At 43.6% G+C, this 13,924-nt stretch carries 16 protein-coding genes and 2 pseudogenes; 10 read left to right on the top strand and 8 right to left on the bottom strand.

The features are described from left to right. The first annotated feature begins 77 nt into the window (after positions 1 to 77). A complete protein-coding gene (locus tag CWO08_RS00545) occupies positions 78 to 1,118 on the top strand; it encodes a DUF2860 family protein (protein ID WP_108019456.1) in 1,041 nt (346 codons plus the stop codon). Positions 1,119 to 1,668: 550 nt separating this feature from the next. Here CWO08_RS00545 and CWO08_RS24340 read toward each other — a convergent pair. Continuing rightward, positions 1,669 to 1,884, bottom strand: coding sequence for a hypothetical protein (locus CWO08_RS24340; protein ID WP_050648117.1), 216 nt, complete (start codon positions 1,882 to 1,884; stop codon positions 1,669 to 1,671). 171 nt (positions 1,885 to 2,055) lie between these two features. Here CWO08_RS24340 and CWO08_RS00535 point away from each other — a divergent pair, with 171 nt between their 5' ends. After that, on the top strand, positions 2,056 to 3,105 hold the full coding sequence (locus tag CWO08_RS00535; protein ID WP_102479279.1) for a cysteine synthase A: 1,050 nt from the start codon (positions 2,056 to 2,058) through the stop codon (positions 3,103 to 3,105). Positions 3,106 to 3,183: 78 nt separating this feature from the next. Here the strand turns inward: CWO08_RS00535 and CWO08_RS00530 are convergent. Beyond that, positions 3,184 to 3,501: pseudogene (locus CWO08_RS00530) on the bottom strand (cupin domain-containing protein); the annotation flags it as partial. 5 nt (positions 3,502 to 3,506) lie between these two features. Here CWO08_RS00530 and CWO08_RS24135 point away from each other — a divergent pair. The 7 genes and pseudogenes from CWO08_RS24135 to CWO08_RS00515 form a co-directional block, all read left to right on the top strand. Next, positions 3,507 to 3,626: pseudogene (locus tag CWO08_RS24135) on the top strand (benzoate/H(+) symporter BenE family transporter); the annotation flags it as partial. Between the two features lie 17 nt (positions 3,627 to 3,643). Further along, a complete protein-coding gene (locus CWO08_RS23835) occupies positions 3,644 to 3,940 on the top strand; it encodes a hypothetical protein (RefSeq protein WP_102479259.1) in 297 nt (98 codons plus the stop codon). Positions 3,941 to 4,132: 192 nt separating this feature from the next. Beyond that, complete coding sequence (locus tag CWO08_RS23890; RefSeq protein ID WP_157933149.1) at positions 4,133 to 4,303, top strand: hypothetical protein; 171 nt, start codon at positions 4,133 to 4,135, stop codon at positions 4,301 to 4,303. 157 nt (positions 4,304 to 4,460) lie between these two features. Continuing rightward, the gene (locus tag CWO08_RS24130; protein WP_240698021.1) at positions 4,461 to 4,634 is read left to right on the top strand and encodes a hypothetical protein; all 174 of its coding nucleotides are present in this window, start codon (positions 4,461 to 4,463) and stop codon (positions 4,632 to 4,634) included. 11 nt (positions 4,635 to 4,645) lie between these two features. Then, the gene (locus CWO08_RS24125; RefSeq protein ID WP_241910223.1) at positions 4,646 to 4,852 is read left to right on the top strand and encodes a hypothetical protein; all 207 of its coding nucleotides are present in this window, start codon (positions 4,646 to 4,648) and stop codon (positions 4,850 to 4,852) included. After that, entirely contained in the window at positions 4,803 to 5,192 is a 390-nt protein-coding gene (locus CWO08_RS24120; RefSeq protein WP_258185269.1) for an amidohydrolase family protein, read from the top strand. The genes CWO08_RS24125 and CWO08_RS24120 overlap by 50 nt, the downstream gene beginning before the upstream one ends. Before the next feature lie 544 nt (positions 5,193 to 5,736). After that, complete coding sequence (locus tag CWO08_RS00515; protein ID WP_108019454.1) at positions 5,737 to 6,123, top strand: hypothetical protein; 387 nt, start codon at positions 5,737 to 5,739, stop codon at positions 6,121 to 6,123. Between the two features lie 104 nt (positions 6,124 to 6,227). Here CWO08_RS00515 and CWO08_RS00510 read toward each other — a convergent pair whose 3' ends face one another. After that, on the bottom strand, positions 6,228 to 7,160 hold the full coding sequence (locus CWO08_RS00510; protein WP_108019772.1) for a LysR family transcriptional regulator: 933 nt from the start codon (positions 7,158 to 7,160) through the stop codon (positions 6,228 to 6,230). Positions 7,161 to 7,359: 199 nt separating this feature from the next. Here CWO08_RS00510 and CWO08_RS00505 point away from each other — a divergent pair, with 199 nt between their 5' ends. Further along, a complete protein-coding gene (locus CWO08_RS00505; protein WP_108019451.1) occupies positions 7,360 to 8,385 on the top strand; it encodes a zinc-binding alcohol dehydrogenase family protein in 1,026 nt (341 codons plus the stop codon). Positions 8,386 to 8,462: 77 nt separating this feature from the next. On the opposite strand, the gene CWO08_RS00500 is transcribed toward CWO08_RS00505, so the two are convergent. From CWO08_RS00500 to CWO08_RS00480, 5 genes are all read right to left on the bottom strand, one after another. Next, a complete protein-coding gene (locus tag CWO08_RS00500; RefSeq protein WP_102479256.1) occupies positions 8,463 to 9,098 on the bottom strand; it encodes a CIA30 family protein in 636 nt (211 codons plus the stop codon). A 47-nt stretch (positions 9,099 to 9,145) separates the two neighbouring features. After that, positions 9,146 to 9,412: a DUF3081 domain-containing protein gene (locus tag CWO08_RS00495; RefSeq protein WP_102432967.1), complete on the bottom strand. Its 267-nt coding sequence runs from the start codon at positions 9,410 to 9,412 to the stop codon at positions 9,146 to 9,148. Between the two features lie 260 nt (positions 9,413 to 9,672). Further along, a complete protein-coding gene (locus CWO08_RS00490) occupies positions 9,673 to 10,875 on the bottom strand; it encodes a type III PLP-dependent enzyme (RefSeq protein ID WP_107898411.1) in 1,203 nt (400 codons plus the stop codon). After that, the gene (locus tag CWO08_RS00485) at positions 10,868 to 12,733 is read right to left on the bottom strand and encodes an IucA/IucC family siderophore biosynthesis protein (protein ID WP_108019449.1); all 1,866 of its coding nucleotides are present in this window, start codon (positions 12,731 to 12,733) and stop codon (positions 10,868 to 10,870) included. Before CWO08_RS00485 ends, CWO08_RS00490 begins: the two co-directional genes overlap by 8 nt. Beyond that, positions 12,705 to 13,922, bottom strand: coding sequence for an MFS transporter (locus CWO08_RS00480; RefSeq protein WP_108019447.1), 1,218 nt, complete (start codon positions 13,920 to 13,922; stop codon positions 12,705 to 12,707). Before CWO08_RS00480 ends, CWO08_RS00485 begins: the two co-directional genes overlap by 29 nt. Positions 13,923 to 13,924: the final 2 nt, after the last annotated feature.

The following is a 13,924-nucleotide window of genomic DNA, read 5'->3' as shown; positions in this document are numbered from 1 at the left end:
TTAATCGGTGAGTTGTGACTTTGTTGTGACACAAGTCTAAGTAGAGTCTGACTATCAAAGCACATAAGGATAGTACGATGATTCACTCAAACTTGTTAGTTCACCCAGTTTTATTTACGCCTTCGTTGAGTTCTATACAGAGAAACAAGGTGACCATGTCATTCTCACTAAAAGGTTACCTTAAGCTGTTAGCAGTTGGATGCGTGTTGGCTAGTTCTACAGTGTATGCAGAAGAACACAGCACTGTTGGCTTTCATGGTAGTGTCAGTCTTTTTACGGGGGTAGATGGTACTAACTCGGTGATGGATACCGAGTCCCAAGCTAAAATTACTGACTATTCAGGTTCTCAAGAACGGCAGAATGAAGCGGTTGTTATTCCGTTTTGGGATCTTAACTATCGTTTTGATGATTCAAATGAAGTGTATTTTAAAACCGATATTGTTGGAATGGCGAGCGACTTTTACACGCAAGCTGGATATCGTCATTATTTGACTGACGGCTCAAATATAGCGATTGGTGTGGTGCCGGGGTTGTTGGAGAAAGAAGTCTGGAAAAACCCATATCAGTTGCAATCAGATAGAACGACGACAAACGCTGCTGTGCAAGGTCTTGTTTTGAATTATGACCGAGTTTTGGGTTCAGATTGGTCTCTTGAATTAGCTCGCGGGAAGTATTCTTTAGACCAAGAAGACAGCCTAGCAGCGCTCGATAGAAATTCGAATCTTAGCTATGTCGAACTAAATTACATGACTGACTTAAGTGAATCATGGGGAGTCGAGTGGTTGATCAATTATCTAGATGTTGATGCCTCTGGCTCGGCATTAAAGAGCCAGCGTATTAGTACCGAAGCTGAATTTCAACTAAGAAACGGGCGACACATTACAATGCTAGCGGGCAGCGTTGGACTTCAAAAATTTGATGACACAAACCCTCTCTGGAAGCGAACTCGAGAAGATACGAAGTTAGGTGTGTCAGCGACATACATATATGCGATGCCATTTGATTGGAAGAATACACTTTTCATTGCGAGAGGTGGGTGGGACATCACTGACGCTAATATTGATTTCTATGACCATGATGAATACTTGGTGACTTTAGGAATGCAATATCAATTCTGAAAAGCCAACGTATTTAAAGTGGGTAAATGGCACTGATGCTTCTTCAGTTTCATTTACCTTTTTTTATGATTTTGATAGAGAAGGTTACTCGCCGTGTTTTGACTCTTCCATAGCGAATCTAGAGTGACTCTAACTTATTGGCTATCCAAAGGTCAGGGCGCCCTTTGTAAACTATGTCTGGGCCTTTAGATGAGCAGCCCAGTGTCGTGGATGGGTGAGTTTGTACACTAGATTGTAGGCTTTGTTGTAATAGAAGTAATTCGTTAAATGCTAATTTAGAAAAATCACTGTCATGCTTCTGTCCAACTCCGTGTTAGTAGGTGCAATACTAATAGGTTGCCAACCAACGAAGAGTTCGTGATTGCTCAACAGTCGGTAGAACTTCTGTAATAGATTCTAAGAAAATCAGATAATGAAAAGCGAGCCCAAGTGGCTCGCTTTTTGGTGTCTAGTTAAGGTGCGTCTGAATGTTTTAGCAGGGGCTATAGCCTACAAGGCGCTTGTCAAACACCTTTAGAACAGAGTTTCTGGTGCTCCGGAATCGCTTAGGTTATTTAGTCCCTGAGCGGTAGTTTGGATCTGTCCAGCATCTAGGTAACTCTTCACCTGACATAAACATCAGTTCGGACTTTTTAAAAATCTCAGGGTCTTGCTGCTCTTCACCAGCTTGAAACCGACCTTCGATACTGTCCTGGAATAAGTTGGTTAATTTGGTCATTTCAGTAACATCTACGAGGTCACCGCTCTTTTTCTCTTTTAGAAATATCTTATTTACCCTCAATCTAATCGATCACCCCTAATTATAATTGTTATTTGGAAAATGAAAGTGTTTTCAATTCCGGCACTTCTTGACTAAGCAGGTCTCAGAGCTACGCTTATGATCATCGACAAACCAATCGAAGAACAAACCTATCCTCAACAAATAAACGGAGTCGCGATGTCATCTGCCCATATTGCAAACAATCTCAGCGAACTGATTGGCGATACCGATCTTGTTAGAATCAACAGTCTTTCAGAGATATCAGGTTGTGAGATTCTTCTTAAGTGCGAACACCAGAACCCGGGTGGTTCGATTAAAGATAGAGCAGCTCTTCAGCTTGTTAAGGATGCCGTAGAAGCTGGCAAGCTTAAGCCTGGGATGACAATCGTTGAAGGTACCGCAGGAAATACGGGGATCGGCCTTGCTCTAGTGGCTAAATCTCTCGGTTACAAAATGTTGGTGGTGATGCCAAAAGGACAGGCACAAGAGAAAGAGCGTATGATCTCGCTTTATAACGCTGAGCTGTTATTGGTCGACCCTTGTCCGTTTGCAAACCCTGAACACTTTTACCACACGGCCAAGCGGATTGGCGTTGAAAATGAGAATTATTGGTGGGCAGATCAGTTCGAAAATCTCAGTAATTATCGAGCGCACTATTTAAATACGGGACCGGAGATCTGGCAGCAAACACAAGGTAATGTTGATGCTCTAGTTTCAGTGGTGGGGACGGGGGGAACCATTGCTGGAAATTCACACTATCTATCTGAGCAGCAACCCAATCTCGAAACTTGGTTAGTCGACCCAAATGGGTCCGGCATTTATTCATTTCTACGTAATGGACACTATCAATCAACGGGAAGCTCGTTCACGGAAGGCATAGGGATCATGCGGACGGTTGAAAATTTCAGGCAGGCAAAAATCAATCGTGCAATCACTCTGCCCGATCAGGATTTAGTTACAATATCTCGCCTTGTTGCGGAGCATGACGGTATTCTTCTAGGAAGCAGTTCGTCATTGAACGTAGCTGGGGCGCTATACGCTGCGGCTAGAATGGGGGAAGGGAAAACCATCGTTACATTTAGCTGTGACCTTGCTGAGCGCTCGTATTCGAAGCTGCACAACGAAGTTTTTCTGAAAGAAAAAGAGATACAGCTCAATAAAGAAAACCTCTCTCAACTATGGGCTCGTTATCAAGCCGAAGATGGCAGCATGGTCGTCAACGTATAGTCTTTCAAAAGTAATACTGGTCAGTGGTTTGACAGCTCTTTCGTTAGCGCTAAACATCCGTTGGCGGTAAATCTGGCACTATTGCTTGTTATTAGGGTAGTGAATCACATTATGAAATACGGCATTACCTTCACCGATATTTTTGTAGCCATGGTTCTGGTTAGCATTGAAGCGAACGGCTTGTCCTGCGTGTAGCGTATGCCACTCTCCATCAAACATCACGGCCAGCTCTCCCGATATGCATAAGATGTGCTCGGTGACGCCTGCGTTATGTGGTGCGGATTCATGCTGGTAATCGGGTGCTAGGGTGAGTTCGAATATTTCAAACCCTAGTGCTTCCTCAAAAGGAAACAACTAACTGACGAAAAAGCCAATGTTGTATTCTTCATGTCTTAGGTACCACGTTGATGAATTGCCTTTCCTTATCAATGGCAGACAATCACTACCGAGAACCCGCACTGCTTACTTTCTTATTCACGGTGTCTGGTACTAATTTACTGGGAATCGGCAGTACATTTTTTTTGGGAGGGGGCATCAAATGGCGGGGTCTGTCGCCGGTATATTTAGTGTTGAAGCCAAAAAAGATACAACCGGATTGGAGTACAACCCAGGAGCGGTACATGGTAAGTGCCGTATGCCTTTGTCTGAGAAAATGAGCGCAGAGTTAGATTTCGGTTTAGCGTATGAATCTATGGGGGACAACTATCTTGTTAGCCACGAGTTTTATGTAGGATACATGGGAGAGTCTGGCCTAGAGCCGTATCTGATGCTCGAAGATATGGAAAATGAAGCGAGTTACGATGTGATCCTTGGTTTCTATTATCGTTTTGATTAGAAACAGTAAAGACTATTCAAAAGCGAGCCCAAGTGGCTCGCTTTTTTACTGAGTAGATTCATTCAACTATATCGAGGGCAAATAATAAAAATGACAATAGATGAAAATTTGTTTTATAGCGTGGATTGTCAATAAACGGACGATGAATAAGCTTTATAAAGACTACATTACTAATTAATAAGGAATGCAGTGATGAGTTTTTATTTTAAATTGTTCGTTGTGATTATGATGGCGGCATTATTGAGTTTGTTCATTATCTTAGAGCTATCGACCTTTACTTTTAACCCCGAGATTGAGTATGAGTACCCAATCGGCAGTTTTGAAGTTCATTCCTTTTTTGAACAGCACTGGCACTCCTTATAGCTAAAAACTCATATAAATCATAATCTTTACCTTTTTTTAGATCGCTATTTTATTTCATCATTTTATTTCACTTTTAAATTCTCGAAACGAAATCCAGGTTAAGACAAGTTGAAGACGAACAAAAATACAATACACCTTACACATTTGGAGTTTAACAATGAGAACTAAAACAGCTCTTAAGCCTGGTGTTCAATACAATGAAGAAACCGTCCTATACACCGGCCATTTTATTACAATGAATGCAGATATTCCAAAGGCTTCGGCAACCGTTGTACGAGGTGGGAAAATACTATTCACAGGTACGATAGAGCAGGCTGGAAAAGCGAGTTGATGGTTAAATCTATGGGGTTAGATCCATTATTGATGGCAGATGACACGGTTGTGAATCGTTATTTCTTAGATTCAGTGATTGGTGACTCTCCAGTGTTTTTTATGCACGCAAGCTGCCACCTTGCTGGTCTGAATACATTAGCGCTTGAAAAGTCAGGCTTTAGCTTAGATGACAACCTTGAATTTGTATTATGCGAAAACGGTCGCTTTTCAGTGTGACGATGGTGTAACTCAGGTTAATCCGCTGTTTATGATGTGGGGGGCAATGAATCGCAAGTGTATTTTTTCTGGCAATGTGTACGGTGAGGAGGAGTGCTTACCCGCAGAACAAGCTCTCCATGCGGTTACACTAGGTGCTGCTTACTTAATGGGGCATGAGGACAATAAGGGCTCGATTTGTGGAGGGAAATTAGCTGATTTTGCTGTGTTAGGCGCAAACCCATTAGAGACACCCAAGCTAGAAATCAAAAACATTCGCGTAAATGCAACAGTGTTAGGTGGCGATGTTACCGTGCATCAGAATGCAACAACGTCAGTGAAAGTACCAGAAATGGCTTAATCATAAAAATAGACTTTCACGTAACTCCAAAGAGCACGCCAGTGCTCTTTTTTTATGCCGGTCAAAGGTATTGATGCCTTGATCGAATTGAACCTTCCCCCATAATGCTAACGGAGCTCCTACGAGTGATTGATCGAGTATGCAAAAGGGAAAATCGAAAGCTAAAACCTCGAACTGGAGACAATAGAAACGCGTACCTTGTAAGTATGGGGAGGTTACTTTTGGGGTTGAAGATACAGAACGAAGCTTTGGTCGCTACAGGAAGGGAGCTTAACTTTACCTACCGCTACTATTTCTTAAATACTGATGTGTAAACTCCAACGGGTTGTCGCTTTATCTGGAGCGGTTCGTATTTAGCTTTGTTGTGAGTTTGTGATACGGATAGGTCGACTAGAAAAAGCATTTTTGTTACGTCACCTCATTAATTTGTTTACTCTTAGTACAAATAACTAGCGGCTATTCTGCCTCCAATGTTGATTGAGATAGTAATTTGCTACAAAACGCGCATAATCTTGCTATACAACACTTAAAGAAGAAATTACCTATGACTGCCTTTCAATACTACTTTCACCAATTGCCTTGCTTCGATTGTAAAAAAACGACGGTAAGTACAGATCTTGGTTGGTTAACGCCTGCGATGAAAGATGATGCAATCGCACAAGTGACGGCGACACTCGCACAAGGTGAGGTTACTCCAGATCTTTCAGCAAACGTGGTTTGTACTAAAGATGAAGCTCGCGAGTACTTACTGCTTAACTTTTTTGGTTATTCAGAAGAAGAGTTAGCAAGCGGCATCGAAGCGGATGATGAAAAAGAAGTGGCAGACGAAATCGCAGAGCTAGTAGAAGAAGGTAAAGACACCATCACCTTCGAACATGAGATTGCTCTTCAGTGCTGTGCTGACTGTGACGTTGAAGACGAGTCAAACTAAGCACTCGTATTAGACGATACATCTATCAATATGGTGTGATGTTCAAATGATGAAAGGCGTTAGTGGCTTAAAAGTTCACTAACGCCTTTTTTATCTCTAGGTCGCTAAGACTTTTGAGTATCTATAATGCCTTGCTCGCTCAGTTGCGAAAGGATCTCTGCGGTCTTCTCTCTGAATAAATCTCTCAGTAGACGCACAGTCGGAGTGATGGATTGACGACTTGGACACACTAACCACAACTCGGTAGGTGTCGGCTTAAATTCAGGCATAATTTTAATAACTTCACCTGAAAGCAGATGAGGTGACATGTCTAGACAAGATTTTATTGCCACTCCTTTACTTGCGATACACCAACGTCTTACAAGATCTGCGTCGTTGGAAGCGCGATTTCCTTTTAGTTTCACTTTATGATCTTGAGCACCATCGTTAAACACCCACTCGTCTTGCAACATGTCGTGGAGTTGATAAAGCAAACCATTGTGCTGAGCTAAGTCACTCGGGTGTTTTGGTGTTCCCATTTCAGCCAAGTATTCAGGGGCCGCACACAATATTCTGGGTACATCACAGATTTTAAAGCCATACATATTGGCATCGGTCGGGGAGCCATAACGCAACGCCATATCGACGGAATCTCGGTAGAAGTCGATATTGCTATCGCTGATGCTAGTACGAAGCGTCGCCTTTGGGTATTCAAGCAAGAACTCATCTAACCAAGGCGTGATTAGATTGCGTCCTAGATCCGATGAAAGCGCTATACGAATTTCACCGTCAACAATACCGAGTTCCTCGCGCATGTTGAGCTTCGCTTGCTCTAACAATTTCAAGGCTTGTTCGCATTCAGGCAAATAACGCTCACCTGCTGAAGAGAGCCTTAAATGGCGAGTGGTTCTTACAAACAGCTCAGCGCCCAGTGCGGCTTCAACACGTTTGACGGCAGCGCTCGCGGTGGCAGTACGCATATCAAGGTTGGTGGCTGCAGCGGTGATACTGCGAAACTCCGCTACCTTTAAAATCACTTGTAGGTCTTCAAGAAGCATTTCGTTTCCCTGTTCTGAACCTTGAATCGGTTGTTTTGTTACCGATAAATTAGGCATTTTCTAATTACTAATCTTAGTATTTTGTCAGCGCATATACATCTTATTATCAAAAGTTATTTGATAATAATTCAAATATTAGGCTGTTTATCTAAAGAGAAAAGTCTCTAAGCTTCAATTATCGAATTTAAGGAGAAGTATCATGTCATTACCATTAACAATGAAAGCAATCGGATTTACTCAGTCACTAGCGATTACAGAACAAGAAAGCCTATTTGAATTTGAAACGAGCCTACCGGAAATAAAAGAGAATGACTTGTTGGTAAAAGTGAGTGCGACTTCTATCAACCCTGCTGACGCAAAAATTCGTATTCGTAATGCCAAAGGCAAAACACTCGAACAACCAAAAGTGCTGGGCTATGACGCAGTCGGCGAAGTTGTTGGTAAAGGTGCTGACGTTGAAGGCTTCGAAGTCGGTGACCGTGTGTACTATGCGGGTGACGTAACACGTATGGGTGCTAACGCAGAATACCAAGCTGTGGACTACCGTATTGCCGCTAAAGCGCCTAAGAGCCTTTCAGATGAAGCTGCAGCAGTGATGCCACTAGCAACACTGACTGCATGGGAAGCATTGTTTGACCGCCTACGTGTTCGTCCAGAAGATAAAAAGTCTATTCTGATCATTGGTGGAGCGGGCGGTGTAGGTTCGATCACTATTCAACTGGCTAAGCAGCTGACCAACCTAAAAGTTATCGCAACAGCTTCAAGACCTGAAACGGAACAATGGGTAAGGGATATGGGAGCGGATTATGCGGTGAACCACCGTAACCTTGTCGAGTCAGTGCGAGAGCAGGGCATTCAACATGTCGACTACATCTTCAATGTTGCTGATACAAAAGGGCACTGGGATGCGATGGTTGAGTTGATCGCACCACAAGGCATGATTAGTTCGATTGTTGAATTTGACGGTGGCATTGACTTATCAGCGCTGCAAGGCAAATCAGCGGGCTTTATTTGGGAGCTGATGTTCACGCGTTCACTGTTTAACACCGACGATATCCAGAAGCAGCAAGACATCTTATTCCAAGCTGCGAATCTGATTGATGCTGGTCGAATTAAATCGACGCTAACCACGACCCTAGATGGCTTTAGTGTGGATACAATTAAAGATGCACACCAACGTATTGAAAGCAGTGCCTCGATTGGTAAAACGGCCATCAAATACTAATCGTTGACGGTTTAAATAGAAGAAGCCCGTGATATCTGATTGCTAGTCAAAAGGTATCACGGGCTTTTGTTTGCGGATTAGTCAGCTTCTGGTGATGTGATAGGTTGCGATGTTTTGAAGTGAAACTGTATTAGGTCCAGCTCAAAAGGAGAGGGCTGCTTGTCTGCAATCAAAAAGCCGATTTGTTTGATGTCTTGTGCCTTAAGTTCCGGCGCATCGCTCAGTAGCCGACCTCTGAACACCGCTTGAAAATCATGGAAGTGGAACACCTTGCTAAATTGCTCTCCCTTAATGGTATCGAAATCGTGTTTGTATTGAACGCGATGACCGTCCTTCGATGTTGTGAACCTCAGTTGGTAGGTGCGTCCATCACCAACGAATATTAGCTCTGCACTATCTATTTCATAGGCAGGTGATTCAATGGAGCGCTTTATGGAACTGAATCCACCATTATTTTCTAACGATAGCTCTCCCCTAAATCGACTCATATTATCAAGATAAATGAGCTCGCCTGTTGAGATGCCACCCATTACATTGTCGTTGGTCACTGTCCAGTTTTGATGCTCACTCGCTTGTGTAAAGTCGATCATGTTTGTCCCTGTTGCATCTGCCTTAAGAATTAACGAATGTAGGCTGAGTAGAAGGAGTAAAGGTGTGGTTAGCCTAAGGGGTAACCGCTTTTTACAATGGGTTCCGTTCATCATTTTCTCCACTGCTTCCTCGTAGGCTATGCGTTATTCGCTCGATAGCGATGCATAGTTTAAGGAGAGGGTTCAGTTTCAAGCATAGCTAAACAACGCTTGATGAAGTCTTCATAGTTCGATGCTTTGTCGTATTCGATCTTCAATGAGCCGTGGAACATCAGGGTCACGGTAACGTCTCGGTAGTTTAACCAACAGGTGTAACCATCGTAATCATGCCAAGCTACCATCTCGCCCAATTGATATTTGCTATCCAATTGCTTGCCCGAGGAGCGAATGCAATCGAACACTCTGAGAAACTCTAAAATGGTGATTCTGTTGTCCATGTACCATTCCCTCTACGCAGTCGATGAAAAATGCTAAGTGCTTGTATTTAAATTAACTACGGTTTGGTTCTGCATTGCGATCACTGTGGGGATTCGGTTACTCAATCGCCGTAGTTGTTTGGTAAAAGAGTAAGATAAACATAAGAAAGGCGTTAGTAGACCTGAGTTTACTAACGCCTTTTTCATTTAGTGTCTTTAGCTGGCTCTATGGATGTTCAACTCAAACCGTCAGTTAGAAATCATAGAGCACAGCGGGGTGCCTAGAAATAATGAAACACCGGAGGTTCATGCATTAAGAAGTTTTGATGCGAGATGTTCCAAGCATAAGCGCCTGCTAGGGTGAACACCACATAGTCACCGATATCGACCTGGTCGATATGTTGATTTCGTGACATCACATCTTTTGGAGTGCAAAGTTGTCCAACTAGTGTGGCTGTAGCATGACTTATCGGATGTGAAATAGTAGGTTGTTGATTACTTTTCACGATAACAAAAGGGTGGTCATGGTTCTGTGCAGCAGGTGTACGGAAATGATGTGTTCCACCACGAGCAATCACGAAGTTCTCACCAAGGTTTTGCTTAATATCCAGTACCTCCATCACGTAATAACCGCATGGTGCAGAGATGTAGCGACCACATTCAAAACGTAGCGTCCAGTCTTGTATATGTTCTTTAGCAATCAAGAACTCCAACTTGTCGCAGAACTCCATCCAAGGAAAGTGTTGCTGCGGGTCTTGGTAATTGATTCCCATACCTCCACCTAGATTGATGATCAGCTCATCGAGTGAGAATGTCTTTTGCCACTCTTTGACGACTTGGAAATAACGTTGCATCAAGGCGAGGTGGCGATCGACTTCAAGTTGATGCGACATTAAGTGGAAGTGGAAGCCTTTTAGCTTTATCAAGGGAAAGTCGCGTAGATACATCAAGGCGTTATTGAGTTCACCCTCATCGAGTCCAAACGGAGTGGGTTTTCCCCCCATGGCTAATTTGCTCAGTGTGATGTCACCAATGTCGATGTTCATACGCAAAAAGATCGAAGCAGGCCGATTCAACCTCTGAGTTAAAGCACCAATGCGTTGTAGCTCAGTGAGGCTCTCGACATGAATCGCATCAACATCGAGTTCAATTGCTTGCTCTAATTCACTTGGCATTTTCCCAGGACCACCAAAGATCAGTGGTTTATTGAGTTGTTGCTGGTGGAGGTGTGTAAGCTCTCCGCCTGATGCCGCTTCGAAACCATCAACATAAGGAGCTAAAGTGCGTAATATTGGTTCTGAAGGATTCGCTTTCGCTGCGTAAAATAGCTCTACGTTTTTTGGTAATACATGGCGCATCTGCTTAATGTGCAGCTTCAATGCATCGAGATCATAAAGATAAGCACATAATGGTTGAGTTTGTTGCTTGGCCAATTGGTGGATTTCTTGATGGATGTTCTCAGGAAGTTGAGGCGAATTAAGCATGGTGAGCTCCTCTTTTATGAGTCGGCCAAGGTGCAGCAACTAGTGTGTACCCAGACTCTTTATCGGCATTTTGCATCAAACGGGTTGTGAAGTTATTTTTACTTGGGAAGTGGCCATCGTTAATCAATGCCATCAGTTCTGGTTGCTGACCATTGATCGACTGCCAGCGGACGATAGCGTCTTTTAAAGTTCCCCATAACGTATTCTCAAGTGCCGAGTCCCCCTCAGCGATAAAGAAAATAGCTTCACTAACATTGTTAATGAAGGTGCAGTAACCTATGCGGTTCCAACCTTGCTCACGGCTGTAGTACACCGATTGACGAGCACGCTCTGAAAGTTGCTGAAGTGTCTCTGATGGCCAAAATTCGGGTAGCAGCTTAGTGCCTTCTAAGTCTCGAATCCATACACAGCATGGCATGTCTTTTTCAAAACCAATCAGCGTGTTTTGTAGGTGAGGTTCAAACGCAACTCCATGTTTGAAGTAGTAGTTAAAGACACCAGGAATCAAACAATGCAGATAGCGTTCAAACCACAGCGTGGCGATATTTGCATATTGGCTTTGTGTTGTTTGCGCTTTTTGTTTGAGTTGAGTGGCGATGCAACTGTTCCCGTCAGTGTCGTAAGCAAAGAGCGCACCCGCTAACGTTGGTTGCAAAATATCGGTTTCACTTAAACTGAAATTCTCTCGATATAAAATACCAAATGATTCTCGAGCCTTAATAACATCCGCATGTTCTTGTTCAGCCACAGATTCTAGATTCAATGTGGTGGCGTAAGGTTCTGTCATTACCTTGAATACTGGATTGCGTAGCTGCTCACTCTCTTTGATTGGATGAAGAATTGAGGTTAATTGAACGGCACTATCGAGTTCATACCATGCGTTTTTACGTACACAGTTGGTTAAACGTACATTGATAGAGAACTTAGCAAACCAATCCATATCTGGGTGATACAGAGTGCGCACGGATGAAGTAGGTAAGAGTTTTTTACCCCCTAATCCAAGGGGGATGATTTTGCCTTGTTCAATGGCCGTTTTGACCACCGGGTTTTGCAAAAGTGTGTAACTTTCCCAAGGGTGGCAAGGGTAAAGCATGGTAGTTGCTGAATTGTTCTCGTCTGGCGCAAGTTGTTCAAGCATGGTCGTTGGTGAAGTTCGGTCATCTGAACTTAAGATATCAAGCAATTCTGTGTCGATCTTAAACCAATAGAGAGGAACCTTAGCGCCAACTTCAGGGGAACACGCGAGCAGATCATCTATGCTTACGCCTGATCGACTCTTTGGCGTTGGGTGAAAAGTATGTCCCCAAAGTAACGATTGCTCTGATGCGATAAACGCATTGTGATACTGAGGAGAGCCGTCAGAGTTTAGGAACTGCTCGGTGATCAACAAACTGTTTTCCATTTGCTCGACCAGTTCGTGATTGAATGGAATCGTCAGCACTTGTTTTAGGTAACTGAGTAGAAGCGTCAGGGTTTGCGTTGCGTCCAATTTGCACCAAGCTGCACCGGGCATTTTAGCCCAAGGTGTATCACTGAGCTTCACTTTCCCCAGTTTACTGGTGTACTCAACGGGTAAAACCATCAGACCATTTTTCTGAGGTTGATCTTGATGAGGTAGGTGAATGGCCACGCGTTGGTGAGCTTTGTAGTTTCTTTTCAAAGTTAGAGGAAGAGAGGAAGAACTGTAGTACCAATCAACCTGCTCATTGGGTATCGCGTATTCACGTAAGTAACAGTTCACCACGCCCATGATGGTATTGAGTTGGGCTTTTTCTCGATTTAGCAGTACTTTTTTACGATTTTGAAGAACTTGGTCTTCAGCGGAATATTCACTTGGAGATAATTGAGTCTGTAACATGTTGATGTCCAAATTTTGAATGGATGATCAGCGCGATAGCAGCAATGCCACTGACCAACATAGAAAGTATGAAAGGAACCTCAAGCCAGCCCTGGCTTGATATGAAAGACGCGCTCAATCCAGCCGCAACGCCACCCCATTTAGACATAGCGTCAAAGCGCGAAAATACTTTGCCGCTTTGTCGTCGATCAATTTGGTTTGCTAATGCTTGATGCAAGCCGTGATAACAGCAAACCATGCCAAGTCCGAAAACAATACGAGTAATAATCAACACTTCTTGATATGGCGTGAGATGCATTGCTGCACTGAGTGAAAGCAAACCAAAGCCTAGCCATAAAGTACGCTGCGCTTGATTGTGTTCAAGCTGGTGGCGATCAACCCATTCAGAGAACAGATGAACTTTCCCTGCAAAGAGCAGATAAACACCATGTGGGAGGGCATATAGAAATCCAATCCACGCTTGATTTGTCACGCCATATTGCTGCACATAAGGCGAGAAATAGGGGAACGTGACGACCATGGCGAAAGCAAAGCTGAACTGCGCGCCAAACACCCAGTAAAGCGTATTTAACGAATTGGCTTGGCTGCATTGAGCTTTCTTCGATGCCTGATCTTTTACAATTCCCTTAGATTTCGCTAAGTCATCAATGGGTAATGTTAAGGTGATCACTAGCGCGAATAGCGGCAAAGCGGACAGCCACAGGTACGCGTTCAGCGGGTTTGTTTCTGATAAACTCCAGCCAAGCCCAATCGGAGCAATAATTAGCGCCAGACGGGCAGAAAGCTGAGTTTTATTGAGTGATTTACCGAGTGCTTTCGCATCCTTGATTTGACTGGATAAGTAGCTGTTTGAGGCGGCCATGGTGCCACCAAAGGTTCCTTGAACGACAAGACCAAACACAAACATGGATAGATTATCGGCTAAGCCACACAGCGCGAAGCCTGCTGCAAGCCCGAGTTGAGCTCGTAATAGAGAGCGACGTCTGCCATATTTATCAGCAAACTGTCCCCAAAAACGTGCCGCAACGGCAGTGCAAAAGGTGGGTAAAATGAACAGTATCCCTGCCCAGTCCGCAGTAATGTTTACATCCAATGTCGGTAATACCATTGGCAAAAACAACGGCATTCCTAAAGCTGCAAACGCGGCGATAAAGTGGCTTAAAAGCACGCAATAGATGAGTTTGGTCATGA

It is taken from the genome of Vibrio sp. 10N.286.48.B8, assembly GCF_003050085.1.
GTDB lineage: Bacteria > Pseudomonadota > Gammaproteobacteria > Enterobacterales > Vibrionaceae > Vibrio > Vibrio crassostreae.
Note: the sequence above shows the minus strand (reverse complement) of the source record. Positions and strands in the feature narration are given on the sequence as shown.

Bases quoted from the DNA above. Each gene is read 5' to 3' on its own strand.
- CWO08_RS00505 (WP_108019451.1), top strand. From the start codon at position 7,360: ATGTCATTACCATTAACAATGAAAGCAATCGGATTTACTCAGTCACTA.
- CWO08_RS24125 (WP_241910223.1), top strand. From the start codon at position 4,646: ATGGGGTTAGATCCATTATTGATGGCAGATGACACGGTTGTGAATCGT.
- CWO08_RS24130 (WP_240698021.1), top strand. From the start codon at position 4,461: ATGAGAACTAAAACAGCTCTTAAGCCTGGTGTTCAATACAATGAAGAA.
- CWO08_RS23890 (WP_157933149.1), top strand. From the start codon at position 4,133: ATGAGTTTTTATTTTAAATTGTTCGTTGTGATTATGATGGCGGCATTA.
- CWO08_RS00495 (WP_102432967.1), bottom strand. From the start codon at position 9,412: ATGGACAACAGAATCACCATTTTAGAGTTTCTCAGAGTGTTCGATTGC.
- CWO08_RS00480 (WP_108019447.1), bottom strand. From the start codon at position 13,922: ATGACCAAACTCATCTATTGCGTGCTTTTAAGCCACTTTATCGCCGCG.
- CWO08_RS24120 (WP_258185269.1), top strand. From the start codon at position 4,803: ATGACAACCTTGAATTTGTATTATGCGAAAACGGTCGCTTTTCAGTGT.
- CWO08_RS00535 (WP_102479279.1), top strand. From the start codon at position 2,056: ATGTCATCTGCCCATATTGCAAACAATCTCAGCGAACTGATTGGCGAT.
- CWO08_RS00485 (WP_108019449.1), bottom strand. From the start codon at position 12,733: ATGTTACAGACTCAATTATCTCCAAGTGAATATTCCGCTGAAGACCAA.
- CWO08_RS00490 (WP_107898411.1), bottom strand. From the start codon at position 10,875: ATGCTTAATTCGCCTCAACTTCCTGAGAACATCCATCAAGAAATCCAC.
- CWO08_RS00545 (WP_108019456.1), top strand. From the start codon at position 78: ATGATTCACTCAAACTTGTTAGTTCACCCAGTTTTATTTACGCCTTCG.
- CWO08_RS23835 (WP_102479259.1), top strand. From the start codon at position 3,644: ATGGCGGGGTCTGTCGCCGGTATATTTAGTGTTGAAGCCAAAAAAGAT.
- CWO08_RS00510 (WP_108019772.1), bottom strand. From the start codon at position 7,160: ATGCTTCTTGAAGACCTACAAGTGATTTTAAAGGTAGCGGAGTTTCGC.
- CWO08_RS00515 (WP_108019454.1), top strand. From the start codon at position 5,737: ATGACTGCCTTTCAATACTACTTTCACCAATTGCCTTGCTTCGATTGT.